The sequence below is a fragment of the Pseudomonas sp. HMSC076A11 genome, assembly GCF_001810205.1.
Taxonomy (GTDB): Bacteria; Pseudomonadota; Gammaproteobacteria; order Pseudomonadales; family Pseudomonadaceae; genus Pseudomonas; species Pseudomonas aeruginosa.
In genome coordinates this window covers 152,746-178,196 of the sequence record NZ_KV800303.1, presented here as the reverse complement: position 1 = coordinate 178,196, position 25,451 = coordinate 152,746, and the positions used below count along the sequence as shown (strand labels likewise).

Genomic DNA, 25,451 nt, shown 5'->3' with positions numbered 1-25,451 from the left:
CATGCGCCCCGGGGCCCGTCGTAAAGCCTCCTCAGCCGAACAGCATAGCGCGGAACCGGCTCATGGCTTGTTCGGCGAGGAACGCAGCAGGCTCATTGCCATTATTACCAGCAGAGCGACCCCCAGCAGAAGTACCGCCCACAGGCCGATCTTCTTCCAGTCGCTACCCGGTGCCGGCGCCGCGGCCGCCATGGCCACCTCCAGCGGTTCGCCCAGGCTGGCGCTACCCAGGGTGGCGCGCTTGCTCTCGGTATAGCCGGGAATCAGTACGCCGAGCGGCAGCGCCGCCGACTGCGCGCCGGGCTTGCCGAACGCCAGCCGGTACGGCGGGCTGCCGCGCACCAGGAACACCAGTTCGCTGGCCGGCAAGCCGACACTCAGGGACGGGACCTCCGGGCCCAGGCCGGTACCTCGTTGGTCCACCTGCAGACGCAGCTCGCGCACCGCCCAGCCCGGCAGTTCCAGCTCGTTCTGCCGTACGTTGCGGCCGTCGATCGGCAGCCGGTAGAGAACCCCGCGTGCCAGGCTGCTCCAGGCGGCCTCCCGGCGCGGCGAAGCGTTCTCCGTACGATCACGGCCGGACAGTTCCACCGGGACGATGGTGTGGGTCAGCGCCTGCTCCAGGGACACCCGCACCCGCTGCAACGGCAACGCCAGCGGCAACTGCCAGCGGTACTCGCCGTCCCCCGCCTGGCGCCCGGCCAGCGGCTCGGACCAGATCATCGGCGCCGGCTCGGTGCTCCGCGTGCTGCCTTGCAGGCGGGCGCCTTGGAGGTCTGCCGCGGTTGCCCCGGCCGGCCAGGCCAGACGCAGGTAGCGGGCCTGGCGGCCGGGAAGCTTGACCTCGCTGACGTCGATGCGTTCGCCGTTGAAGGTCAAGCGGGCGATCTGTCCGTCACCCCAGGCCTGCCAATGCTCGAGGTCGTCGCTGGCTTCCACGGAGAAGCGCTGGAAGCCCTCCTCCGGGCTGCTCCAGTCCAGCCGCAGGCGCTCCAGGGGAAACGTCACCGCGCTCGCGTCGATCAGCCAGCCGCGCAAAGTCTCGGCAGCCGGCCCGGCGTTTTCCGGCAGCACCTCGACTATGGTGCCGCTGGTGTTGCGCTGCACCCGCAGGTTCGGTTGCGTCGCGTCGGCGGCGGACGTGCCTCGCAACGGGAACAGCCGCACCTCGGCCTCATGCGGCGTGCTGGCCTGGCGCTCGCTGCCGGCCACCAGGGCGTAGGGCAAGGCCTCGCCTTCGGCATCGAAGACCCGCAGGTCGCGCAGGTCGGCATGGGCAGCCGACAACTGCACGCTCATCGGGATGCTCAGGCGATACCAGGGACCTTCGCCCTGCAGCGACAGCGCCACCTGGCGGCTGAAACCTTCGGCAGACTCCTTCGCCGACAGCGGCAGGGACAGGCAGGCGCCCAGCAGGAGCAGGCCGGCGGTTCTGAACGAAAAGGAGCGCGTCATGGCTGCTCGGCCTCCGATGCGACCTCGGCGCGACGCGGAGGCAAGGGTGAGAAGTAGCCGACGACCAGCAACAGGACACCGACCCCGATGAAGGAGATGATTCGCTCCAGGCTGCCACTGTTGCCCAGCTCGACGAAGAACAGCTTGACCACCACGACGCCGACCAGCGCCGCGCCGACCATCCACAGGTCGCGCCGGCCGAGACGGGTACCGGCGATGGTCAGGCCCAGCGCACAGAGCGTCCAGACCAGCGACAGCCCCGCCTGCACCAGCATCGACGCGGTCAGCGCCTCGGCCTGGAACGGTACGCCGGCCAGGTGGTGCGCGGCGCGGCACACCGCCAGGGTCAGCAGGGCGAACAGCGAGGCGCCGGCCAACGCCTGGCGCCCCAGGCGCGCGCTGGCATTGCCATCGACGAGCGAGGCCAGGCTGGCGTCGCTCCAGCGGTAGAGGGCGAACAGCACGATCAGCAGCCCCAGTTCCAGCGGGTTGGCCAGCGGCAGGTAAGGCAGCGGCTCGGCAGCGCCGTCGCTGAGCAGGTTGGCGCTCCAGAACCAGCCGAGCAGCAACAGCGCCACCGGCGCAGCGGCGAGCAGCCGATACTCCCGCGGGAAGTCGCGCAGCGGCCAGGGCAGGCTCCGCCCGCCAGCCACCAGCAGCAGGTAGGCGCTCGGGACCAACGCCCAGCCCAGCCAACGCCAGGCGTTGTACTGTTCGGCGAGCAGGGCGAACAGGTAGCGCAGCTCCAGCGCCAGCACCCCTAGCAACAGCCAGCAACCGAGCACATGGGCAACGCTCAGGGCCTTCGCCGGCAGCAACGGGGCAAGGCGTCGCAGCGACAGCAGGTGCGTGGCGAACAGCAGCGGCCAGGCCAGCCAGCCGAATTCGCCGAACGGCTGGTAATCGAAACGCCAGGCACTGGCCAGGGCCAACAGCGCCACCGGGACCAGCGCCAGGCACAGCAGGGCCAGTTCGCGCCAGCGCTCGCGCAGCGCCAGCAGCATCCACGACGCCACTGTCGCCGCGGCCACCAGCAGCAACGCATGCTCGCGCAGGCCATAAGGCACGAAGCGGACGGTTTCGCACAGCGCGGTCAGCGCCCACCAGCCGGCTCCCCAGAGCAGCAGCAAGTGCGACAGCTCGGCCAGGCCGAGGGTACCGATACCCAGCGCCCGCTCGCGCTCGCCGGCGCGGCGCAGCCGCCAGGCGCCGACCAGCGCCGCCAGGGCCAGCACTGCCGGCGTCCAGAACCCGGAATGGGCCAGGGGCCGCAGGCCTTCGCCGCTCAGCGAGCCGAACAGCGACGGCCCGGCGAGGAGGAACGCCAGGCCGCCCACTACCTGCAAGGCGAGGCCGAAGTAGAAGCTCAGGCGCTGGCGCAGCACCAGGCTCAGCCAGATGATCAGCAGCCCGCTACCGGCCCATACCGCGCTGGCGCTGCGCCAAGGCAGGACGAACAGCACTGCCAGGTTGACGAACGCCAGACCGGCCAGCAGCACCAGGCTCAAGCCCATGAGCAGCCGACTGTCGTCCTTCACCAGCGGGTCGCGCGCCGCCAGCAGCATGCCGCCGATCAGCGCCAGGCCAATCAGCGAGGCGGTCATCAAGCCACGCCAGCCCGAGTCGAATACCCCACCCTGGCCATCGCCGCCCTGCAAATGCAGGAGGAACAGCGCACCGCCCAGCAGTTGCACGGCGAAGGCGCAGAACAGGAAGGTACGCGAGCCCAGGCGCAAGCCGGCGAACAAGCTCGCCAGGCCGGCCACGGCCCAGGCGATGGCGGTGCTGTCGACGGCCAGGCAGAGCGGTGCGACCAGGTAGAGGAAGGCCAGGCCGGCGGCCGCCAGCAACGGCCGGCAGGCCGGCTCCCAGTCGGCCAGCGCTTTCGCCGGCGCGCGACGCAGCTGCCAGAAGCTGAACAGCGCCGCCGCACCGAGCATCAGCGCGCCCAGCGGCGAACCCTCCAGCAACGTCGTCTCACCCGGGCGCACGCCATTCAGGTAGGCCAACGCCGCACCGCCCTGCAACAGCAGGGCGAAGAGCCGCGCCAGGCGGCGTTGCTGGTGCAGGCCGAGCCAGTAGATGCCGGCGCCCTCGACGGCCCAGGCGGCCGAGGTCCAGCGCGCGTCCAGGCCGAGCGGAATGGCCAGGGTGCCGAAGACCACCCCCAGCGCCAGGCAGATTTCCACCAGCAGGCTGGTGCGTCCGGCCGAAGCATGGCCGCGCAGCACCCGCGCCAGGACCATGTAGAAGAGCCCCAGGGCCAGGGCACTGAAGGCCATGCCGAAGTCGATGTGGCCGATCACCGCGCATTGCAGGCCGAACCCCACCAGTGGCGGGCCGAACAGCACGGTGGCGTCGATGTAGTCGGCCTGTCGCGCCGACCAGCGCAGCAGTTCGCCGCGCTCGGCAGGCGCCTGCGCGGCCTCCAGCAGCTTGCGGCGGGCGAAGAGCAGGCCGATCCCGACGTACATCAGGAAGAACAGGGCCAGGAACGGCTCGGTGCTGGCGAACAGCTCCGGTGTATAGGAGCGCAGTCCCCAGGCGAAGCCGATGCCGAAGGTGCCGACGAAGCCGACCAGGTTGAGCGGCCGCCAGGCGCGGAACCAGGCGATGGCGAAGATGCCGGCGTTGAGCAGGGCGAAGTAGCTGAACAGCGCTACATGGTTGCCGCTGCCGGTGGAGGTCAGGATCGGCGCGGCGAAGCCGCCGAGCGCCGCCACCACCGCCAGGCCCATGGCGTTCTGCAGCACGGCGAGGATCGCCGAGCAGATCGTCACCACCACCAGCAGGGCCAGCGCCGCGCCGGGAGAGATCAGCGGATGCAGGCGCATGGCGGCGAAGATGGTCAGGTACAGCACCGCGATACCGGTGCCTTGCAGGATCAGGCCGTAGGCGGCGCGCCGCTCGCGCAACCACCAGCCGACGCCGAGCAGCGCCATCGCTGCCAGCGCCACCCCGGCGTAGCGGTACTCCACCGGCACCGCCACCCGTTCCGAGGCATAGCGCAGGAGGAAGGCCAGGCCGATGAACAGCAGCACCACGCCGATGCGCAATACCGTGTTGCCGCCGAACAGCCAGCCCTTGGCCGCGGCGAAGCCACGCTCGACCAGCGAGGGTTCGCGTGGAGGCGCTGGAGGGGCGGCACGGCGCGGCGCTGGCTGGGCGTCAGGCTGGAACGCCGGCTGACGCTCGATGGGCTGGACGGGTTCGGGGGGACGAGGCGGAGGCGGCGCAGCCTCGACGGCCGGCAGCTCGATGTCCCAGTCCAGCGGCGGGGCAACCTCGGCGGGAGGAGCGGGAGGCGTGTCTGCGAGCGGCTGGTCGATGCCGGCGGCCGGCTCGGGAACGCTTTCGGGAAGGTCCTGCGCCTGGCGCTCCACGCGCAGCAAGCGCTGGTGGATGACCTCGGTGCCGCGCTCGAAGCGTTCGGCGAATTCGCTCATCTGCTTGCGCAGGCGCTCGTTCTGTTGCGCCAGGTTCTGCAGCGAGACGGCCTGTCCCAGGGCCAGGCCGGAAAGGCCGCCGAGGAGGGCGCCGACCAGCGATTCCCCGGCGAAGCCGCCGAGGACCAGGCCCACCAGCATGAAAATCCATTGCATGCGTCGAATCCTTGATCAAGAGGTACCACGATCCACTGATACCTGCCCTGGCCATCCTGCCAGAGCGGAACCCGCCCCGGGAGTATACAGCCCGCATTCCAGAGATTCGACGCATTCCGACGCCCGCCCCGTGGCGAGCTACCTCTTCCTGGCGATGAACTGGACCACGCAGGCCGCGCCGGTGTGGAAACGGCCCTCGACCACCTCGCGCTCGATTTCCCGCGCCAGCAGCACTTCGCACTCCGGCAGCTCAGCCTCCAGCGCCGCGCGGCTCACCAGCATGTCGACGTCCGCCGGGCCGCCGGTGCCGCGGCCGAGCTGTTCCGGCCGATAGGCCTCCAGCAGGAAGAGACCGCCCGGTCGCAGCGAACGCTCCAGCAGGCGGTTGAGTCTGCCGCGCACGCGACTGGGCAGGTGCGCGAAGATCGACACCACCGCGCCGAACGCCGCTGCCGGCGGTTCGTAGTCCGCCAGGTCGACCACCAGGGTGTCGATCGACACGCCTTTCGCCTCGGCCAGCCGGCGCGCCTTGGCCAGGCCGACGGCGGAGCCGTCCACGCCAAGCACCTCCAGCCCCAGCGAAGCGAGGAACACCGCGTTGCGCCCCTCGCCCTCGGCGACGCTCAGCACCGGCCCGGCCAGCCGCTGCGCATGCTCCTTCAGGAAAGCGTTGGGTTCGGTTCCGTAGACATACTCTTCGGCGGCATAGCGTTCGTCCCACATGAGGTTCACCTCGTCTGTATTTCGTCACGGCCCAGGTGCCGAAACGCTAGTCTTCCACTTCAAGTCGACTTGAGGTCAAGGGCATGCGCCAACTGGACATAGGCGAGGTCGCGCGACGATCCGGGGTACCGGCCTCGACCCTGCGCTACTACGAGGAAAAGGGACTGATCGCCTCCAGCGGCCGGCACGGCCTGCGCCGGCTGTTCGATGCAGGCGTGCTGGAGCGGCTGGCGCTGATCGGGCTGGGCCGCGCCGCCGGGTTGTCGCTGGACGAGATTGCCGGCATGGGCGCAGCCGACGGCGCGCTGCGGATCGACCGCGCGGCGCTGGCGGCCAAGGCCGACGAACTGGACCGGACGATCCGCCGCCTCGCCGCCATGCGCGACGGCCTGCGGCATGCCGCGGCCTGTCCGGCGCGCGAGCACATGGACTGCCCGACGTTCCGCCGCTTGCTGCGGGCCGCTGCCGCGGGGGCCATCAAGCCACGCCGGAAAGCGCCCGGCGCATAGCAAAACGGCCGGTAGGCCGGGCACCCCTGCCCTGCCTGCCGGCCGCGAGGCACGCCGTTGCGGCGCGCCGGTACGGCAACGGTTTAGACCTTGCTGCGCTCGTAGCGCTTGCGGTCGTTCTCGTTGAGCATCTTCTTGCGCAGGCGGATCGACTTCGGCGTCACTTCCACCAGCTCGTCGTCGGCGATGAACTCCAGCGCCTGCTCGAGGGTGAAGCGGATCGGCGGAACCAGGGCGATGACTTCGTCCTTGCCGGAAGCGCGCATGTTGTCGAGCTTCTTGCCCTTGGTCGGGTTGATCACCAGATCGTTGTCACGGCTGTTGATGCCGGCCAACTGGCCTTCGTAGATTTCGTCGCCCGGGCCGAGGAACAGCTTGCCGCGGCTCTGCAGGGTCTCCAGCGAGTAGGTCAGGGCGGTGCCGGTGGCCATGGAGACCAGTACGCCGTTCTGGCGGTTGCTGACTTCGCCGGCCTTGATCGGACCGTAGTGGCTGAAGGTCGAGGTCAGGATGCCGGTGCCCGAGGTCAGGGTCAGGAAGTTGTTGCGGAAGCCGATCAGGCCGCGCGCCGGAATGGTGTACTCCAGGCGCACGCGGCCCTTGCCGTCGGGAATCATGTTGCTCAGGTCGCCCTTGCGCAGGCCCATCTGCTCCATCACCGAGCCCTGGTGCTGCTCCTCGATGTCGATGGTGACGTTCTCGTAGGGCTCCTGCTTCTCGCCGTCCTTCTCGATGATCACCACTTCCGGGCGGCCCACGGCCAGCTCGAAGCCTTCGCGGCGCATGGTCTCGATCAGTACCGACAGGTGCAGTTCGCCACGGCCGGAAACCTTGAACTTCTCCGGGCTGTCGCCCGGCTCGACGCGCAGCGCCACGTTATGCAGCAGTTCCTTCTCCAGGCGCTCCTTGATGTTGCGGCTGGTGACGAACTTGCCTTCGCGGCCGGCGAACGGCGAATCGTTGACCTGGAAGGTCATGCTCACGGTCGGCTGGTCGACGGTCAGCGGCGGCAGCGCCTCGACGTTCTGCGGGTCGCACAGGGTATCGGAGATGAACAGCTCCTCCATGCCGCTGACGCAGACGATGTCGCCGGCTTCCGCCTCGGCCACCTCGACGCGCTGCAGGCCGTGGTGGCCCATGATCTTCAGGATGCGGCCGTTGCGCTTGCTGCCGTCGTCGCTGATGGCCACCACCGGGGTGTTGGACTTGACCTTGCCGCGGGTGATGCGGCCGATACCGATCACGCCGAGGAAGCTGTTGTAGTCCAGCTGCGAGATCTGCATCTGGAACGGACCCTCGGTGTCCACCACCGGAGCCGGGACGTGGTCGATGATCGCCTGGAACAGCGCGTCCATGTTGTCGTCCATCTTCTCGTGGTCGAGGCCGGCGATGCCGTTCAGGGCGCTGGCGTAGACGATCGGGAAGTCGAGTTGCTCGTCGGTGGCGCCGAGGTTGTCGAACAGGTCGAAGATCTGGTCGATGACCCAGTCCGGACGCGCGCCCGGGCGGTCGATCTTGTTCACCACCACGATCGGACGCAGGCCGGCCTTGAAGGCCTTCTGGGTCACGAAGCGGGTCTGCGGCATGGGGCCGTCCTGGGCGTCGACCACCAGCAGCACGGAGTCGACCATCGACATCACGCGCTCCACCTCGCCGCCGAAGTCGGCGTGACCGGGGGTGTCGACGATGTTGATGTTGTAGCCGTTCCACTTGATCGCGGTGTTCTTCGCCAGGATGGTGATGCCACGCTCTTTTTCCTGGTCGTTGGAGTCCATCACCCGCTCGCTTTCCGCTTCTTTGCGGTCGAGGGTGCCGGACAGCTTCAGCAGCTTGTCCACCAGGGTGGTCTTGCCATGGTCGACGTGGGCGATGATGGCGATGTTGCGCAGATTTTCGATCACAAGTCTTGTCTCGTTTAACGCCCGAAGCGCGGCTTCGCGGCGGTGGTGGGGTCGGACAGGGCGGCGCCCGACACGACAGGCTTCTTCAATTAAGGGGCGGGCAGCAGGCGGACGCTGCCCCGGTCCGGCCGGCACGCCGAAGGGCGGGCATCGGCCTAGGCGGCGGACGTGTCGGGAGGACGGTGGCGGATGCTGCCGCCGAACAAGCCCGGCTGCTTAAGCCGGACGATAAACACGCACATTGGTGTGCCCCTCGTTGAGCAGGTGATGGGCATGCAGGCGGCTCATCACCCCTTTGTCGCAATACAGGAGGTACTGGCGGTTGGCGTCCAGTTCCTTGAAGCGGCTGTTGATCGCGTAGAACGGCAGCGCCTGGACTTCGACGCCTTCCAGGGCCAGGGGTTCGTCTTCCTGGGCATCAGGATGGCGGATATCGATGACAATCTGACCGGGCAGCACCTCGCCGACCTCTTCCACCTGCAGGTCCTGGCCGAGTTCGTCGATCACCCGGTCGACGGTGCGCTGGGTGGCGCGCTCCAGGGCGCGCTCGAGCACCGCCATGTCGAATTTCGACTCTTCGTGCTCGACGCGGTAGGGCTTGGCCTGGGTGGTCGGGTTCACCGAGATCACCCCGCAGTATTCCGGCATGTGCCGGGCGAACTCGGCGGTGCCGATCTGCCGGGCGGTGTCGATGATGTCCTGCTTGTGGCTGACGATCAGCGGGCGCAGCACCAGGGTGTCGGTAACCCGGTCGATCACCGAGAGGTTCGGCAGGGTCTGGCTGGACACCTGGGAGATCGCCTCGCCGGTCACCAGCGCGTCCAGCTCCAGGCGCTCGGCCACGCGGCTGGCGGCGCGCAGCATCATGCGCTTGAGGGTCACGCCCATATAGCTGTCGTCGACCTTGGTGAGGATCTCGCCGACCACTTCCTCGAACGGCACGCTGACGAACAGCACGCGCTGCGAGCGGCCGTACTTCTCCCACAGGTAGTGGGCGACTTCCATCACCCCCAGTTCGTGGGCGCGCCCGCCGAGGTTGAAGAACACGAAGTGGCTGATCATCCCGCGGCGCATCATCTGGTAGGCCGCCACGGTCGAGTCGAAGCCGCCGGACATCAGCACCAGCACCTGCTCCAGCGCGCCCAGCGGATAGCCGCCCAGGCCCGGATGCTGGCGATGGATGACGAACAGGCGGTCGAGGCGGATTTCCATCCGCACCTCGACTTCCGGCTGCTTCAGGTCGATCCCGGCAGCCCCGCATTCGCGGCGCAGGCCGCTGCCGACGTAACGTTCCACCTCCATCGAGGTGAACGCGTGCTTGCCGGCGCGCTTGCAGCGCACGGCGAAGGTCTTGCCGGCCAACTGGTCGCCGAAATGCGCCTTGCACTTGGCGAGGATGTCGTCGAAATCGCCCAGCGGATACTCGTGAACCTCGAGGAAATGACCGATGCCCGGGGTGCAGGTCAGGCGCTCGATCATCTCGCGCCTGGCCTTGGCGTCGACCACGGCGGTCTCTACCTCCAGGTTGTCCCACTCGCCCTCGACCTTCAGCTCCGGGTCCAGGTCGCGCAGCACCGCGCGGATGTTCTTCGCCAACTGCCGGATGAAGCGCTTGCGCACCGGCCGGCTCTTGATGGTGATTTCCTGGAAGGTCTTGACGATGAGTTTCATGCGAGGGACGCGAACGCGCGGGGCGACGGAAAAAAAGGGGCGGAATTATATCTGAAATTGCTCACGTATTGAGCAGAAATATGCACAGTTATTTTTGCTGCACCAAAATGGAATGATGCACCAACATGGAGCACCATAACGGTGCACCCGAAGGCCGCCCAGCTACCCTGAAGAAGACCTGGCCCCGCCAAACATGGGGCCCTGCCCGATTCCGGGCACTGGCACGCAACTTGCTCACTTGTGAGGCAGGTTGCCCTGGCGGAGTATTCCGGCCGGCATCACCCGATACTGGGGCACAGAAAAAGCTCCCAGCTCTAATCCCTCCTGGAGGACAGCATGTCGTACAAGTCGCACCAACTGATCAAAGACCATGACGTGAAGTGGGTAGACCTGCGCTTCACCGATACCAAGGGCAAGCAGCAACACGTCACCATGCCGGCTCGCGACGCGCTGGACGATGAGTTCTTCGAAGCCGGCAAGATGTTCGACGGCTCCTCCATCGCCGGCTGGAAAGGCATCGAAGCCTCCGACATGATCCTGATGCCGGACGACAGCACCGCCGTCCTCGATCCGTTCACCGAAGAGCCGACCCTGATCCTGGTCTGCGACATCATCGAGCCGAGCACCATGCAAGGCTACGAGCGCGACCCGCGCAACATCGCCAAGCGCGCCGAGGAGTACCTGAAGTCCACCGGCATCGGCGACACCGTGTTCGTCGGCCCGGAGCCGGAGTTCTTCATCTTCGACGAAGTGAAGTTCAAGTCCGACATCTCCGGCTCGATGTTCAAGATCTTCTCCGAGCAGGCTTCCTGGAACACCGACGCCGACATCGAGTCCGGCAACAAGGGCCATCGCCCGGGTGTGAAGGGCGGCTACTTCCCGGTACCGCCGGTCGACCACGACCATGAAATCCGCACCGCCATGTGCAACGCCCTGGAAGAAATGGGCCTGGTAGTCGAAGTCCACCACCACGAAGTGGCAACCGCCGGCCAGAACGAGATCGGCGTGAAGTTCAACACCCTGGTCGCCAAGGCCGACGAAGTGCAGACCCTGAAGTACTGCGTGCACAACGTCGCCGACGCCTACGGCAAGACCGTGACCTTCATGCCGAAGCCGCTGTACGGCGACAACGGTTCGGGCATGCACGTGCACATGTCGATCTCCAAGGACGGCAAGAACACCTTCGCCGGCGAAGGCTATGCCGGCCTGTCCGAGACCGCCCTGTACTTCATCGGCGGCATCATCAAGCACGGCAAGGCCCTGAACGGCTTCACCAACCCCTCGACCAACTCCTACAAGCGCCTGGTCCCGGGCTTCGAAGCTCCGGTGATGCTGGCCTACTCGGCGCGCAACCGTTCCGCCTCGATCCGTATCCCCTACGTATCCAGCCCGAAGGCCCGCCGTATCGAAGCGCGCTTCCCGGACCCGGCAGCCAACCCCTACCTGGCCTTCGCCGCGCTGCTGATGGCCGGCCTGGACGGCATCCAGAACAAGATCCACCCCGGCGATGCCGCCGACAAGAACCTGTACGACCTGCCGCCGGAAGAGGCGAAGGAAATCCCGCAGGTTTGCGGCAGCCTGAAAGAGGCGCTGGAAGAACTCGACAAGGGCCGCGCGTTCCTGACCAAGGGCGGCGTGTTCACCGACGAGTTCATCGATGCCTACATCGAGCTGAAGAGCGAAGAAGAGATCAAGGTGCGCACCTTCGTGCACCCGCTGGAATACGACCTGTACTACAGCGTCTGATCCACCCTTTCCTATAACAACGAGTCACCCTCTTGAGGCCTCCTTCGGGAGGCCTTTTTTATGGGCCGGCCCATGGAGAAACGCAAAGTTCGCCGCGCCGTTCGGTTAGACTTGCCGCGCTCCCCGCCCCAAGGATAAGGACCGTCCATGCGTCACTCTCTCTGGCTCCTGCTTGCCGCCATCCTCAGCCTGCCCGCCCAGGCCGGCACCGAATGCCGCGATATCCACGACCGCGACCTGCGGCGCATGTGCAACGCACTGGAACGCGGCGACAGCGGGGATTGCGGCGACATCGACAGCCGCGACCTGCGGCGTTACTGCGGCGCGCTGCTGGCGCCGGGACAGCGCTACGACTGCGACGACATCCGCGACGGCGACACGCGCCGCCAGTGCCGCGCCATCGTCCGCGGCGACCGCAAGCGCTGCGACGACATCGACAGCCGCGACATGCGCCGCCAGTGCCGGGCCGTGGTATCGCGTGCGCCGTGGCAGTGCGACGGCATCGACGACCGCGACATGCGCCGCATCTGCCGGGTCATCCTGTCGCGCTAGATGCCGCCGTCCGCCGGCGTGCCCTGCTCGTCCGGTTCCGCGGATTTCGCCTTGGGCGCCCGGCTCAACTGTACGTTGAGACGCGGCATGGACAGTTCGAGGCCGGCCTGGTCGAGGCGCCGACGCAGGCGCAGGTTGAACGCCCGCTGGACCTCCCACTGCTTGATCGGCGCGGTCTTGAAGCGGAAGCGCAGGATCGCCTGGCCGTTGTCGAAACTCTCCACGCCCTGCAATTCCATCGGCGACCACAGGTTGCGGTAGACCGCCGGGTCGCTGCGCAGCTCCATCGCGACCTCGCGCACCAGCGCCACCGCGTCGTCGATCGGCATGCTCGCCGGCACCGGCCAGCGGAACATCGCGTAGCCGAACTGGCGCGAGTAGTTCTTGATGCTCTTGATCTCGCTGAACGGGATGGTATGCACCACGCCGTCCAGGTCGCGCAGGCGCACGGTACGGATAGTCAGGCCCTCGACCGTGCCAAGGTGGCCGCCGACGTCGACGTAGTCGTCGATCGACAGCGAGTCCTCGATGATGATGAACAGGCCGGTGATCAGGTCCGCCACCAGCGACTGCGCACCGAAGCCGATGGCCAGGCCGATCACGCCGGCACCGGCCAGCAGCGGGGTGACGTTCATGCCCATGTTGGCCAGGGCGACGATCAGGGCGATCACCGCGATGGTGGCGAACAGCACGTTGCGGATCAGCGGCAGCATGGTCAGCGCGCGGGTGTTCGGCCGGCTCTTGCCGCCCAGGCCGAGGCTGTGCTGGATCGCGGTATCGGTGAGGATCCAGATCAGCCAGGCGACCAGCAGGGTGGTGCCGAAGCTGACTACCTTCATGCTGATCTGCTCGCCCTCGCCTTCCGCATAGCGAATCAGCGACATGCCCCAGACGCGCAAGGCGACCTCGATGAAGAACAGCACCACGAAGATGTGCAGCAGGGTGTAGCCGAAGCTCTGCAACTGCTCGATGTACGGCGCGCTGCGGCGCGGGCCGGCGCCGACCCGACTGGAACGGCGGCGGATCAGCCCGATCACGGTCATCGCCACCACCGCCAGCACCGCGCAGACCAGCGCCCGGCGCAACGCCGAACTGCTGTCGCCGGCGGAAACGAAGGTGGCGAACAGGGAAATCCCCACCAGCACCAGCACCGGCACGAACCACAGCGAGCCGACCAGTTGCACCAGGTCGTGCAGGCTACGGCGCTTGAGGCGGCGCTCCAGCGGCTGGTTGCGGATCAGGTGGGCGATCGGCCGGCGGAAACGCATCACGAACAAGGCGGTGAACAGCGCGGCGCTGGCGTTGGCCAGGGTACTCAGGCAGATCGAGGTGTGCTCGCCGAGGCCGGCGATCAGCCGCGGATCGTGGGCGACCTCGCCCAGCGCGGCGAGGCTGCCGATCAGCCACAACGGGCGGAACGCCTGGCGCCGCAGGATATCCAGGGCGCGCTGGCGGTGCGGGCCGCTGAGCAGCGAGAGGGAAATCACGCACAGCGCGGAGAACAGCGTGCCGCAGACCAGCACATAGGCCATGACCATCGCCAGGGTCTTGCTCAGGGAGTCCGGCAGCACCACCGACAGGTACAGGGTGATGAGGAAGGCCACCAGCCAGGGGCCCAGCTTGCGCAGGGAGAACAGCAGCAGGTCGCGGGTCTTCGGATGCTGCGGCAACTCCGCCGACAGGCCGAAGCGCTCGCGCATGCGCCGGCTGAGCCAGAGCAGCGCGCTGGCCAGGCAGGCCCAGAGGAGGATCACCACCGAAAAATCGAAGACCATCGCCGGCAGGTCGCGCCAGCTTGGAAAGCGCTCCTCGAGTTCGGCACGCGCCAGCTGGAACTGGTTGCCCCATAACGCGACCGGGCTGTTCGCGCCCTGGAACTGCTTTTCCAGGCTGGTCAGGGTATCGCCGATCAGCCCCAGCACCCCACCCTCGCTTTCCTTGCCTTTCTTGGTCACGTCGCGCAGCTGTTTCAGCTTTTTCAGCAGGTCGGCGCGCTGCCTGTCGTTCTCCAGGGTCTGGATGACCTGGTTCAGCGATTGTTCCAACTGCGCATCGCTGACCTTCTCGCCACCGGAAGAACTCCCCGCCAACGGGTTCGGCAGCGCCGCGGCACCCGGCGGCGAGTAGAACAGGGCGGCGCAGAGGCACAGCAGCAGGGCCGCCAGGACGCGGGAGCGAAGGGTGAAGCGGGCGATGATCGGCACGAGAAAGGCAGTCCCCAAGGTGAGAAACCGAAACAGCCGCATCATACAAGCCGGACACCCGCCGTTTCGAACGGGGCCGCCGGCCGGCGGCGCAAGCACAGACACTCTGGCGCAACGAGGGTTCGCCCCGCCAGTGCCGGCTGAGACGAACGCAGCCGCGCGGCGGGGCACAGCGACCGCCAACGTGCCCCAGCGCACACCTTCGAATACCCGCATGCCGCACAATGCACGGCTTGCCAGCGCGCCGATGCGGTGCAACGCTTGGCAGGTTCACCCGGAGACCGTCCATGCGCCTGATCACCAGCTGCCTGCTCCTGGCCGCCGCCCTGCCGGCCATGGCGCAGATCTACCAATACACCGACGCCAACGGCAACAAGGTATTCACCAACCAGCCGCCAGACGGGGTGCAGGCGCAGACCGTCGAACTGCAGCCGACCAATACCGTAGGAATCGACACGCCGGAAAAGTCCTCCGCGGGCAATGCCCCGGCCGCCGATAGCGAGGCCGCCGCCTACGAGATCCTTGCCCTCAGCGACCTCCCCACGGAAGAGGCGCTGCGCGCCAACAACGGCACCTTCAACGTCAGCGTCAGCATCCGCCCGGCCCTGCACAGCGGCCACCAGTTGCAACTGGTGCTGGACGGCAAACCCTACGGCACGCCCAGCAGCGGCACCCGCTTCACCCTGCACGAGATCGACCGCGGCGACCACAGCCTCGCGGTACAGGTACTCAACGGCGAACGGGTGCTGCAATCCAGCCCGCCGGTGACCTTCACCGTGCAGCGCGTGCACCTCGGGAAGAAGCGATGATCCCGCGCATTCTCGGCGCCCTCCTGCTGTGCCTGGCCTGCGCCGCGCAAGCGGGGGTCTACACCTACATCGACGCCGAGGGCAACCGCGTCTACACCGACCAGCCGCCCAGCGGGCGCAAGGCCCAACGCGTCGAACTGGCGCCGGGCAACAGCGTGGCGCCGCCGGGCATACGCTATCGTCCGCCCGCCGCGCCGCTGGAGGTGAAGCCGCCGGCCTACCAGCTACTGCGCATCCTCTTCCCCGAACCGGACGCAACCCTGCGCGCCAACAGCGGCGACGTCATCGTCACCGTCACCAGCGAGCCGGCGCTGCTGCCCGGCCATCGCTATCGCCTGCTGCTCGACGGCAAGCCTGCCGGAGTGCCGGGACGCAGCCCGGTGTTCCCGTTGAAGAACCTCGATCGCGGCACCCACCAGGTCGCAGTGGAAATCATCGATGGCGACGGCATGACCGTCGAAAGCACCCCGAGCCAGCCCTTCCACCTGCATCGAGTGAGCATCGCCGGGCAACCCCTGCCGGAGGTCGATACGCCGCTGGTCAGCGCGATAGAGCCAAGCGAGCGCTAGCCGAACTTCCCCTGCCCACTCCACGGTGGGCGGGATTTTCCGGTTTTTTTCCCGACTCTCCTGGCGAAAACGCCGCCGGCCACGCCAACGCACCAGATTGGTGCGATTACCCGCACCACTTTCTATACTGTCCCCATTTCGGGTCACCGCTCGTCGCCGAAAACCTTCCCGGCGCACCTCTAGCCAGCGCCTCGGCAGAAAAAACGCGCCTTTTCGGCGCCTGGTTTGCTTTTTGCATTTTCCTGCCCAACCTTGGAACAGCTGCCCGCCATGCCGACCGATACCCTGCACCGACTGTTGCTCGACAACCTGACCACCGCGGTGATCCTGCTCAACGGCGAACTGCGCCTGGAGTACATGAACCCGGCGGCGGAGATGCTCCTGGCCGTGAGCGGCCAGCGCAGCCACGGGCAATTCATCAGCGAGCTGTTCACCGAATCGCCGGAAGCCTTGAACTCGCTGCGCCAGGCGGTGGAACAGGCACATCCGTTCACCAAGCGCGAAGCGACCCTGACCTCGATCACCGGCGTCAGCATCACGGTCGACTATGCGGTGACGCCCATCCTCAACCGCAACGAGACGCTGCTGCTGCTCGAGGTCCATCCGCGCGACCGGCTGATGCGGATCACCCGCGAAGAAGCGCAGTTGTCCAAGCAGGAGACCACCAAGCTGCTGGTGCGCGGGCTCGCCCACGAGATCAAGAACCCGCTCGGCGGCATCCGCGGCGCAGCGCAACTGCTATCCCGCGAGCTGCCGGAAGAGTCGCTGAAGGACTACACCAACGTCATCATCGAAGAAGCCGACCGGTTGCGGAACCTGGTGGACCGCATGCTCGGCTCGAACAAACTGCCGAACCTGGCGCCGACCAACATCCATGAAGTGCTGGAGCGGGTCAGCAGCCTGGTGGAAGCGGAGAGCCAGGGCAGCATCACCCTGGTCCGCGACTACGACCCGAGCATCCCCGACCTGCTGCTCGACCGCGAGCAAATGATCCAGGCCGTGCTCAACATGGTACGCAACGCCATGCAGGCGATCGCCGGGCAGAACGACCTGCGCCTCGGTCGCATCACCCTGCGCAGCCGTACCCTGCGCCAGTTCACCATCGGCCACACGCGTCACCGCCTGGTGTGCAAGGTGGAGATCATCGACAACGGCCCGGGCATTCCGGCCGAGCTCCAGGAAACCATCTTCTACCCCATGGTCAGCGGCCGTCCGGACGGTACCGGACTCGGCCTGGCCATCGCCCAGAACATCATCAGCCAGCACCAGGGGCTGATTGAATGCGAGAGCCACCCCGGCCATACCGTGTTCAGTCTGTTCCTGCCCCTGGAACAAGGAGTGCATTGACCATGAGCCGATCAGAGACCGTCTGGATCGTCGACGACGACCGCTCCATCCGCTGGGTACTGGAAAAGGCCCTGCAACAGGAAGGCATGACCACGGTGAGCTTCGACAGCGCCGACAGCGTGATCGGCCGCCTCGGCCGGCAGCAGCCGGACGTGATCATCTCCGATATCCGCATGCCCGGCGCCAGCGGCCTCGACCTGCTGGCGCAGATCCGCGAACTGCATCCGCGCCTGCCGGTGATCATCATGACCGCGCATTCCGACCTCGACAGCGCGGTGGCCTCCTACCAGGGCGGCGCCTTCGAATACCTGCCCAAGCCGTTCGACGTCGACGAGGCGGTCTCCCTGGTCAAGCGCGCCAACCAGCACGCCCAGGAGCAGCAGGGCCTGGAGCTGCCGGCGAACCAGGCGCGCACGCCGGAGATCATCGGCGAGGCGCCGGCGATGCAGGAGGTATTCCGCGCCATCGGCCGCCTCAGCCATTCCAACATCACCGTGCTGATCAACGGCGAATCGGGTACCGGCAAGGAGCTGGTCGCCCATGCCCTGCATCGCCACAGCCCGCGCGCAGCCTCGCCATTCATCGCGCTGAACATGGCGGCGATCCCCAAGGACCTGATGGAATCCGAGCTGTTCGGCCATGAGAAGGGCGCCTTCACCGGGGCCGCCGCCCAGCGCCGCGGACGCTTCGAGCAAGCCGATGGCGGCACCCTGTTCCTCGACGAGATCGGCGACATGCCGGCCGACACCCAGACCCGCCTGCTGCGCGTCCTGGCCGACGGCGAGTTCTACCGGGTCGGCGGGCACACGCCGGTGAAGGTCGACGTGCGGATCATCGCCGCCACCCACCAGAACCTGGAAAGCCTGGTGCGCGACGGCAAGTTCCGCGAGGACCTGTTCCATCGCCTGAACGTGATCCGCATCCACATCCCGCGGCTGGCCGACCGCCGCGAGGACATCCCGGCGCTGGCCCGGCACTTCCTCAGCCGCGCCGCCCAGGAGCTGGCGGTGGAACCCAAGCTGCTGAAGGCGGAAACCGAGGAGTACCTGAAGAACCTCGGCTGGCCGGGCAACGTCCGCCAACTGGAGAACACCTGTCGCTGGATCACCGTGATGGCCTCCGGCCGCGAGGTGCACATCGACGACCTGCCGCCGGAGCTGCTGACCCAGCCGCAGGACAGCGCGCCGGCGGCGAACTGGGAACAGGCCCTTCGCCAGTGGGCCGACCAGGCGCTGGGCCGCGGCCAGTCGAACCTGCTGGACAGCGCCGTGCCGGCCTTCGAACGGATCATGATAGAAACCGCCCTCAAGCACACCGCCGGCCGCCGCCGCGATGCCGCCGTGCTGCTCGGCTGGGGCCGCAATACCCTGACCCGCAAGATCAAGGAGCTGGGGATGAACGTCGATGGAGCCGACGACGAAGGCGACGACTGAAGCGCCACTGCTCCCATGAGCGACCCAACGGGGCCTTCGGGCCCCGTTTTTCATGGTCCGTCGCGCGCCCGTGCCAAGCGAGACGCCGCCCCAGCCTCGGCAGGGCGCCCGCCCGGAACCACCGGTCAAATCGTAGCGTAGGGCGAATAACCGCATCGCGGTTATCCGCCGATTGTGCAGGGCCGCGGCGGATAACGCCTATGGCGTTATTCGCCCTACCGTCCGCAGCACAGCCCCAACCTCGGCGAGCGCCCGCCCGGCACCACCGGTCAAACCATGGCGTAGGGCGAATAACCGCATCGCGGTTATCCGCCGGTTCGGCAGGGCTGCGGCCCTTGCCCGGATTTTGGGCAGCGTGCACCAGCAGGCGACAAATCGGCATCAATCGCTGGCGGAAAAGCCCGCTCCGTCATTTTTCCGCAATCGACTTCCCACAAACCCCTGGGATGCCGCCAAGCCCTTGATCCACGGGCTTCCAGAGGCATTCATCACCAGCTCGCCCACAGACTTATCCACAATCCTTCAGGAAAGCGCGCGCGCCGCCAGCGCGCTCATGAGAATTGGCACAGCCCCTGCATTGGAGCAGATAACGAAGATTTCGGGGGCCTCGGTACAGGCAGGCTGGGGAATCCCCTCTTTTACACCCGGCGGCAGACGCAGCATCCGCGCGCAACCACCACACCCGTTTCGGGGACCTCGGTACAGGCAGGCTGAGAACTCCCCTCTTTTATGCCCGGCGGTAGCGCAGTGATCCGCGCCTCCGCCCTCCCGTTTGGGGACCTCGGTACAGGCAGGCTGAGAATTCCCCCTTTTATTCCCGGCCGTCGCGCTCCTGCAGTTCGACGACCAGGCGCCAGCCCTCGCCATCCTCCGACCACTGCCAGCGCCCCTGCAAGGGGCGGGTCGAGACCAGGCTCAACAGCAGCGCCTTTCCCTCCTCGCGGACGCGCCAGCGCAACGGCTGGCCCAGCCATCGCCCGTCTCCCTGCTGCGCCGCGCCCCGGGCGACGATGCGCAACGTCAGGGCACCCTCCACCCGTGCCGCCGTAACCGCAGCCTGGCGATCGAAGCGCAGGACCAGGCCCTGCTCGCTCTCCCCGACCGCCAGCAGTTGCGGCGCAGACGTCGGCAGCGAAGCGGGACCGAACAACCTGCCGAGCATCAGCCCGAACAACAACCCGGCAAGCACCAGCGCACCCCAGACTTTCCAGCGCTGGCGCCGCAGATCGTCGATGGCGGAGGTAGAATGCCGCCCGTTATCTGCTCCGGAGCCCTGCATGTTCCACGTCATCCTGTTTCAACCGGAGATTCCTCCGAATACCGGCAACATTATCAGGCTCTGCGCCAACGCCGGATGCAGCCTGCACCTGATCGAGCCGCTCGGTTTCGAACTGGACGACAAGCGCTTGCGCCGTGCCGGCCTCGACTACCACGAATACGCCAGCGTACGCCGCTACCCGGATCTGCAGAGCTGCCTCGAGGCCCTCGGCCAGCCACGCCTGTTCGCCTTCACCACCAAGGGGTCGCGGGCCTTCCACGAAGTGGCCTACCAGCGCGGCGATGCCTTCCTCTTCGGCCCGGAAAGCCGCGGACTGCCGGAGGACGTGCGCAACGCCCTGCCAACCGATCGGCGCCTGCGCCTGCCGATGCGCGAAGGCTGCCGTAGCCTGAACCTGTCCAACACGGTGGCGGTGACCGTCTACGAAGCCTGGCGCCAGCTCGGCTTCGCCATGGACTGAGCCGGCCGGCAGGCATGAAAAAGCCCGCGCAAGGCGGGCTTTTTCGCAAGCACTGGGCTTACTGGACCGACGGCGTCGGGATCTCGCCGGAGGCCTGCATGCGGGCGATTTCCTGGGCGTAGAGGGCGTCGAAGTTCACCGGCGACAGCATCAGCGCCGGGAACGAACCGCGTACCACCAGGTTGTCCAGGGCTTCGCGAGCGTACGGGAAGAGGATGTTCGGGCAGAACGCGCCGAGGGTATGGCTCATGCTCGACGGATCGAGGTTCTTGATCAGGAAGATGCCGGCCTGCTGCACTTCGGCGATGAAGGCAGTGGTGTCCTCGCCGTTCTTCACGGTCACCGATACGGTCAGGACCACTTCGTAGAAGTCGCCGTCCAGCTGCTTCTGGCGAGTGTTCAGGTCCAGGCTGATGGACGGGTTCCATTCCTGGCGGAAGATTTCCGGGGACTTCGGCGACTCGAACGACAGGTCGCGCAGGTAGATGCGCTGCAGGGAGAACTGGGGTTGCTGCTCGTCGGCAGCGCCGTTGGTAGCTTGCTCGGTCATTTTCGGGCCTTCCCTTGGGTCAATTCATGAATGGTTTCAGGCAGACAGCAGCGCGTCCAGCTTGCCGGCGCGCTCCAGTGCATGAAGGTCGTCGCAGCCGCCGACATGGGTCTCGCCGATCCAGATCTGCGGCACGGTGGTCGATCCCGCCTTGCGTGCCAGCTCGGCGCGCAGTTCGGGCTTGCCGTCGCAGGCGATCTCCTGGAAGTCCACGCCCTTGCGTTGCAGCAACTGCTTGGCGCGGATGCAGTACGGACACCAGGCGGTGGTGTAGATCACGACGGGCGGCATGTCACTTCACCAGCGGCAGGTTGTCGCCGCGCCAGCTGCCGATCCCGCCGGACAGCTTGGCGGCGTTGAAGCCGGCCTTCTTCAGGACGCCGCCCCAGGTACCGGAGTGCTGGCCCATGGCGTCGACCAGGATGATGGTCTTGCCCTTGTACTTTTCCAGCTCGGTCATGCGGCTGTTCAGCTTGTCGGCCGGGATGTTCAGCGCGTCGACGATGTGCCCGCTGGCGAACTCCTTGGCCGGACGGATATCCAGGACCACCGCCTGGTCGGCATTGACCAGCGCGGTCAGCTCGCGGGTCGACAGGCTCTTGCCACCCTTGCGCAGCTCGTGCAGCAACAGCAGGACCAGCAGGACCAGCAGCGCCGCGACCAGCAGGTAGTGGTTGGTGGCGAACTCGATCAGACGGGAAACGAATTGCATGGTGACGGATATCCAGGGCGTAAAAATGCCGGCCAGTATACAGACCGCGCCGGCCAGGGGGGAACCCGCCGGGCGGCGCCCCGCTCGGCTCCAGGAAATGGCGTCGCGGGAAACTTCACGGTTAGAATGCCGGTCCTTTTCTGTGAAGCTGGCCAGTTCCGGCCCCGGCACGGTTCGGGCGGGACAGAGGGAGCGAGGATAGCGGCATTCGGTTGCGGATCGGCGTCATCGGTTTAATCAATCAGCCTCTTCCTACGTCTTGAACGACAATGTTCCCACTAAATTTGGTCAGTTTCTGAACCCCGCGGAAATAGAGCCGGACATATGACTGCCACGCCCAAACCCCTGGTCCTGATCATCCTGGACGGCTTCGGCCACAGCGAAAGCCCTGACTACAACGCCATCTACGCCGCGAAGAAGCCGGTCTGGGATCGCCTCCTGGCAACCCAGCCGCACGGCCTGATCTCCGGCTCCGGCATGGACGTCGGCCTGCCCGACGGCCAGATGGGCAATTCCGAGGTCGGCCACATGAACCTCGGCGCAGGCCGCGTGGTGTACCAGGACTTCACCCGCGTCACCAAGGCCATCCGCGACGGCGAATTCTTCGAAAACCCGGTGATCGCCGGCGCGGTCGACAAGGCCGTCGCCGCCGACAAGGCGGTGCACATCCTCGGCCTGCTCTCCCCGGGCGGCGTACACAGCCATGAAGACCACCTGGTGGCGATGGCGCAGATGGCCGCCAGGCGCGGCGCCGGCAAGATCTACCTGCATGCCTTCCTGGATGGCCGCGATACCCCGCCGAAAAGCGCGCAGCCGTCGCTGGAGCGTCTCGACGCCACCTTCGCCGGGCTCGGCAAGGGCCGCATCGCCTCGATCATCGGCCGCTATTTCGCGATGGACCGCGACAACCGCTGGGACCGCGTCCAGGCCGCCTATGAACTGATTGTCGACGGCAAGGCCGAGTTCACCGCCGACTCCTCGGTGGCAGCCCTCGAGGCCGCCTACGCCCGCGGCGAGAGCGACGAATTCGTCAAGGCCACCGCGGTGGTCCCGGCCGGCGCCGAAGCGGTGCGGGTCGAGGATGGCGACGCGGTGATCTTCATGAACTTCCGCGCCGACCGCGCCCGCGAGCTGAGCCGCGCCTTCGTCGAGCCGGCATTCAATGAGTTCCCCCGCGAACGAGCCCCGCAGCTGGCAGGTTTCGTCATGCTGACCCAGTACGCGGCGAGCATCCCGGCGCCCTGCGCCTTCCCGCCGGAGCCGCTGACCAACGTCCTCGGCGAGTACCTGGCCAAGCATGGCAAGACCCAGCTGCGCATCGCCGAGACCGAGAAGTACGCCCATGTGACCTTCTTCTTCTCCGGCGGCCGCGAGGAACCCTACGAGGGCGAGGAGCGCATCCTGATCCCCTCGCCGAAGGTCGCCACCTACGACCTGCAACCCGAGATGAGCGCGCCGGAAGTCACCGACCGTATCGTCGAGGCCATCGAGCAACAGCGCTACGACGTGATCGTGGTCAACTACGCCAACGGCGACATGGTCGGCCACACCGGGGTGTTCGAGGCCGCGGTCAAGGCCGTGGAGTGCCTGGACACCTGCATGGGCCGTATCGTCGAGGCGCTGGACAAGGTCGGCGGCGAAGCCCTGATCACCGCCGACCACGGCAATGTCGAGCAGATGGAAGACGAGTCCACCGGCCAGGCGCACACCGCGCACACCTGCGAACCGGTGCCCTTCGTCTACGTCGGCAAGCGCAAGCTGAGCATCCGCGAAGGCGGCGTGCTGGCCGACGTGGCGCCGACCATGCTGACCCTCATGGGGCTGGAGCAGCCGGCGGAAATGACCGGTCGCAGCATCGTCACCCTCGGCTGATCCGCGAACGACGAACTCCCGCGCAGGGCGGATAACCGCGTCGCGGTTATCCGCCGCTTCTGCAGGCCATCGACGGATAACGCCTGCGACGTTATCCGCCGTAGCGGGCCGGGCGCCGCGCCCTGTTTCCACGACGCCACCTTCCCCGCTTTAACGCTGCCGATCGGCCGACAGGCCTGGCCACGCGGCGTCGAGACGTGTGCCGCGGTTTTCATTTTCCGCGTCTCCCCCCCTGCGTCCCGCTACGTCGCCGAGGCCCGTGCTAGCCTTGCCCGCGCTGTCTTTTCCATCTGCCCTACAAGGATTTCCGCCGATGTGGTTCCTCCTCGCCACCTCGCTCCTCGCCCTGTCCTTCCAGCGCCTGCTGGCCCTCGTCTTGCTGCTCGCGACCTGCTGCCTCGCCTTCTACGACGGGGTTCTCGCTCCGCCTGCGGTCGCCGCCCTGGCTGCACTGGGCGTCCTCGCCCTGTTGCGCCGGCGCCTGGCGGCACGCCGCGCCTGGGCCCTGGGCCTGGAGCTGCTGCTGGTCGCCGGCGCGGTGGGCCTGTTCCTGCACCTGCTACCCGGCTTCGCCAACCCCAGGGTCCTGGACAAGGCGGTGGTCGGCCCGCAGAGCCTGCCGTTCACCATGTACTTCAACTTCGACAAGGCACTGGTGCCGTTCCTGCTACTGGCCTGCCTGCCGAGCCTGTTCCGCGACGAAGCCCGAGCTCCCGGCCGCCCCTGGCACTGGCTGCTGCTCGTGGCGGCGGTGCCGGCGCTGCTTCTACTGGCTGTCGGCGTCGGCCTGCTGCGGCCGGAACTCCACGCGCCGGCCTGGCTCTGGCAGTTCGTCCTGGCCAACCTGTTCTTCGTTTCCCTTGCCGAGGAAGCGCTGTTCCGCGGCTACCTGCAGCAACGCCTGGGCCAATGGCTGGGCCCCTGGCCCGCCCTGGCGCTGGCCTCGGCGCTGTTCGGCCTGGCGCACTTCGCCGGCGGCCCGCTGCTGATGCTGTTCGCCGGCCTCGCCGGGCTGATCTACGGGTTGGCCTGGCTGTGGAGCGGCCGCCTGTGGGTGGCGACGCTGTTCCACTTCGGGCTGAACCTGACGCATCTGCTGCTGTTCACCTACCCGCTCTACAGACCCGCCTGATGCCCGTGGCCTTCGTCGTCGACGACATCCGCCGCTGCCATCCGGCTGAAATACGTGGAAGCGCCCCACAGCGCGCGGTGCGGGGCGTTTTTTTTAACGGCGGCCACGGGCATACTAGGCCGGTCCAATTCCCAGGTGCCCGCCACCCCATGCTCCGCCTCCTTCCTCTCCTGCTATCCCTCGCCTGTCTCGCTCCGGCCTTCGCCGACGAGCGCGCCGACACCCAACGCCAGCTGGAACAGACGCAGAAGGACATCGGCGAGCTGAAGAAGCTGCTGGACGGCATCCAGCAGGAAAAGAGCGGCGTGCAGAAGCAGCTGAAGTCCACCGAGACCGAGATGGGCGACCTGGAAAAACAGATCAAGGCCCTGCAGGACGAGCTGGACAAGAGCGAAGCCGAGCTGAAACGGCTGGATGGGGAGAAAAAAAAACTCCAGGACGCGCGCATTGAGCAGCAGCGCCTCCTCGCCATCCAGGCCCGCGCGGCCTACCAGAGTGGACGCGAGGAATACCTGAAGCTGCTGCTGAACCAGGAACACCCGGAAAAATTCAGCCGCACCCTCACCTACTACGACTACATCAACAAAGCCCGTCTCGAACAGCTCGCCAGCTTCAACGAAACCCTCCGCCAGCTGGCCAACGTCGAGCAGGACATCTCTGCGCAGAAAGCCGAACAACTGAGCAAGCAAGGCGAGCTGGACAGCCGCCGCGAGGCGCTGGCAGCGACCCGCAAGGAGCGCCAGCAAGCCCTGGCCAAGCTGAACAGCGACTACCGCGAACGCGACCAGAAGCTCAAGTCCCGCCAACAGGACCAGGCCGAGCTGGCCAAGGTACTGCGGACCATCGAGGAAACCCTGGCCCGCCAGGCCCGCGAAGCCGCCGCCGCGGCGGAGCGCGAGCGCCAGCGCGCGCTGGCCGCCGAACG

General features: G+C 67.1%; 21 protein-coding genes. 11 read left to right on the top strand and 10 right to left on the bottom strand.

The features are described 5' to 3' along the window. Positions 1-60: 60 nt before the first annotated feature. From HMPREF2716_RS14550 to HMPREF2716_RS14540, 3 genes are all read right to left on the bottom strand, one after another. Positions 61-1,455, bottom strand: coding sequence for a DUF3999 domain-containing protein (locus HMPREF2716_RS14550; protein WP_003162193.1), 1,395 nt, complete (start codon positions 1,453-1,455; stop codon positions 61-63). After that, positions 1,452-5,057 carry a DUF2339 domain-containing protein gene (locus tag HMPREF2716_RS14545; protein ID WP_043494522.1) on the bottom strand — a complete coding sequence of 1,202 codons (3,606 nt, stop codon included), beginning with the start codon at positions 5,055-5,057 and terminating at the stop codon, positions 1,452-1,454. Before HMPREF2716_RS14545 ends, HMPREF2716_RS14550 begins: the two co-directional genes overlap by 4 nt. A 138-nt stretch (positions 5,058-5,195) precedes the next feature. After that, positions 5,196-5,780: an SAM-dependent methyltransferase gene (locus tag HMPREF2716_RS14540; protein ID WP_003110179.1), complete on the bottom strand. Its 585-nt coding sequence runs from the start codon at positions 5,778-5,780 to the stop codon at positions 5,196-5,198. An 83-nt stretch (positions 5,781-5,863) separates the two neighbouring features. On the opposite strand from HMPREF2716_RS14540, the gene HMPREF2716_RS14535 reads away from it, so the two are divergent. Next, the gene (locus HMPREF2716_RS14535) at positions 5,864-6,289 is read left to right on the top strand and encodes a helix-turn-helix domain-containing protein (RefSeq protein WP_003114472.1); all 426 of its coding nucleotides are present in this window, start codon (positions 5,864-5,866) and stop codon (positions 6,287-6,289) included. A gap of 83 nt (positions 6,290-6,372) precedes the next feature. Here HMPREF2716_RS14535 and typA read toward each other — a convergent pair whose 3' ends face one another. After that, on the bottom strand, positions 6,373-8,190 hold the full coding sequence (gene typA / locus HMPREF2716_RS14530; protein ID WP_003096009.1) for a translational GTPase TypA: 1,818 nt from the start codon (positions 8,188-8,190) through the stop codon (positions 6,373-6,375). 216 nt (positions 8,191-8,406) lie between these two features. After that, positions 8,407-9,861 carry a tRNA uracil 4-sulfurtransferase ThiI gene (gene thiI / locus HMPREF2716_RS14525; RefSeq protein ID WP_003096011.1) on the bottom strand — a complete coding sequence of 485 codons (1,455 nt, stop codon included), beginning with the start codon at positions 9,859-9,861 and terminating at the stop codon, positions 8,407-8,409. A gap of 336 nt (positions 9,862-10,197) precedes the next feature. Here thiI and glnA point away from each other — a divergent pair, with 336 nt between their 5' ends. Next, complete coding sequence (glnA, locus tag HMPREF2716_RS14520; RefSeq protein WP_003096016.1) at positions 10,198-11,607, top strand: glutamate--ammonia ligase; 1,410 nt, start codon at positions 10,198-10,200, stop codon at positions 11,605-11,607. 147 nt (positions 11,608-11,754) lie between these two features. Beyond that, on the top strand, positions 11,755-12,159 hold the full coding sequence (locus HMPREF2716_RS14515; RefSeq protein WP_003104642.1) for a hypothetical protein: 405 nt from the start codon (positions 11,755-11,757) through the stop codon (positions 12,157-12,159). On the opposite strand, the gene HMPREF2716_RS14510 is transcribed toward HMPREF2716_RS14515, so the two are convergent. Continuing rightward, a complete protein-coding gene (locus HMPREF2716_RS14510) occupies positions 12,156-14,363 on the bottom strand; it encodes a mechanosensitive ion channel family protein (protein ID WP_003111156.1) in 2,208 nt (735 codons plus the stop codon). The genes HMPREF2716_RS14515 and HMPREF2716_RS14510 overlap by 4 nt on opposite strands. 287 nt (positions 14,364-14,650) lie before the next feature. Here HMPREF2716_RS14510 and HMPREF2716_RS14505 point away from each other — a divergent pair, with 287 nt between their 5' ends. From HMPREF2716_RS14505 to ntrC, 4 genes are all read left to right on the top strand, one after another. Beyond that, positions 14,651-15,172 (top strand): DUF4124 domain-containing protein, encoded by a 522-nt coding sequence (locus tag HMPREF2716_RS14505; protein ID WP_003104660.1) that lies wholly within the window; start codon positions 14,651-14,653, stop codon positions 15,170-15,172. Next, a complete protein-coding gene (locus HMPREF2716_RS14500) occupies positions 15,169-15,741 on the top strand; it encodes a DUF4124 domain-containing protein (protein WP_003114474.1) in 573 nt (190 codons plus the stop codon). The genes HMPREF2716_RS14505 and HMPREF2716_RS14500 overlap by 4 nt, the downstream gene beginning before the upstream one ends. A 270-nt stretch (positions 15,742-16,011) precedes the next feature. Beyond that, positions 16,012-17,088, top strand: coding sequence for a two-component system sensor histidine kinase NtrB (gene ntrB / locus HMPREF2716_RS14495; RefSeq protein ID WP_003096033.1), 1,077 nt, complete (start codon positions 16,012-16,014; stop codon positions 17,086-17,088). 2 nt (positions 17,089-17,090) lie between these two features. Then, positions 17,091-18,521: a two-component system response regulator NtrC gene (gene ntrC / locus HMPREF2716_RS14490; protein WP_003104661.1), complete on the top strand. Its 1,431-nt coding sequence runs from the start codon at positions 17,091-17,093 to the stop codon at positions 18,519-18,521. A gap of 811 nt (positions 18,522-19,332) precedes the next feature. On the opposite strand, the gene HMPREF2716_RS14485 is transcribed toward ntrC, so the two are convergent. Beyond that, positions 19,333-19,800 carry a hypothetical protein gene (locus tag HMPREF2716_RS14485; protein WP_003096038.1) on the bottom strand — a complete coding sequence of 156 codons (468 nt, stop codon included), beginning with the start codon at positions 19,798-19,800 and terminating at the stop codon, positions 19,333-19,335. On the opposite strand from HMPREF2716_RS14485, the gene trmL reads away from it, so the two are divergent. Next, entirely contained in the window at positions 19,799-20,260 is a 462-nt protein-coding gene (trmL, locus tag HMPREF2716_RS14480; RefSeq protein ID WP_003096047.1) for a tRNA (uridine(34)/cytosine(34)/5-carboxymethylaminomethyluridine(34)-2'-O)-methyltransferase TrmL, read from the top strand. The genes HMPREF2716_RS14485 and trmL overlap by 2 nt on opposite strands. 58 nt (positions 20,261-20,318) lie before the next feature. Here trmL and secB read toward each other — a convergent pair whose 3' ends face one another. From secB to HMPREF2716_RS14465, 3 genes are read right to left on the bottom strand one after another with little or no spacing between them, the layout of a single operon-like run. Next, the gene (secB, locus tag HMPREF2716_RS14475; RefSeq protein ID WP_003096050.1) at positions 20,319-20,810 is read right to left on the bottom strand and encodes a protein-export chaperone SecB; all 492 of its coding nucleotides are present in this window, start codon (positions 20,808-20,810) and stop codon (positions 20,319-20,321) included. A 36-nt stretch (positions 20,811-20,846) separates the two neighbouring features. Beyond that, on the bottom strand, positions 20,847-21,101 hold the full coding sequence (grxC, locus tag HMPREF2716_RS14470; RefSeq protein ID WP_003096057.1) for a glutaredoxin 3: 255 nt from the start codon (positions 21,099-21,101) through the stop codon (positions 20,847-20,849). Position 21,102: 1 nt separating this feature from the next. Further along, positions 21,103-21,522 carry a rhodanese-like domain-containing protein gene (locus tag HMPREF2716_RS14465; RefSeq protein ID WP_003096058.1) on the bottom strand — a complete coding sequence of 140 codons (420 nt, stop codon included), beginning with the start codon at positions 21,520-21,522 and terminating at the stop codon, positions 21,103-21,105. A 324-nt stretch (positions 21,523-21,846) separates the two neighbouring features. On the opposite strand from HMPREF2716_RS14465, the gene gpmI reads away from it, so the two are divergent. The 3 genes from gpmI to HMPREF2716_RS14450 all read left to right on the top strand — a co-directional run. After that, entirely contained in the window at positions 21,847-23,394 is a 1,548-nt protein-coding gene (gene gpmI / locus HMPREF2716_RS14460; protein WP_003114478.1) for a 2,3-bisphosphoglycerate-independent phosphoglycerate mutase, read from the top strand. Between the two features lie 313 nt (positions 23,395-23,707). Then, on the top strand, positions 23,708-24,526 hold the full coding sequence (locus HMPREF2716_RS14455; protein ID WP_016254004.1) for a CPBP family intramembrane glutamic endopeptidase: 819 nt from the start codon (positions 23,708-23,710) through the stop codon (positions 24,524-24,526). Between the two features lie 149 nt (positions 24,527-24,675). Then, a partial coding sequence (locus tag HMPREF2716_RS14450; RefSeq protein WP_019682697.1) for a murein hydrolase activator EnvC family protein occupies positions 24,676-25,451 on the top strand: 776 nt, incomplete at its 3' end.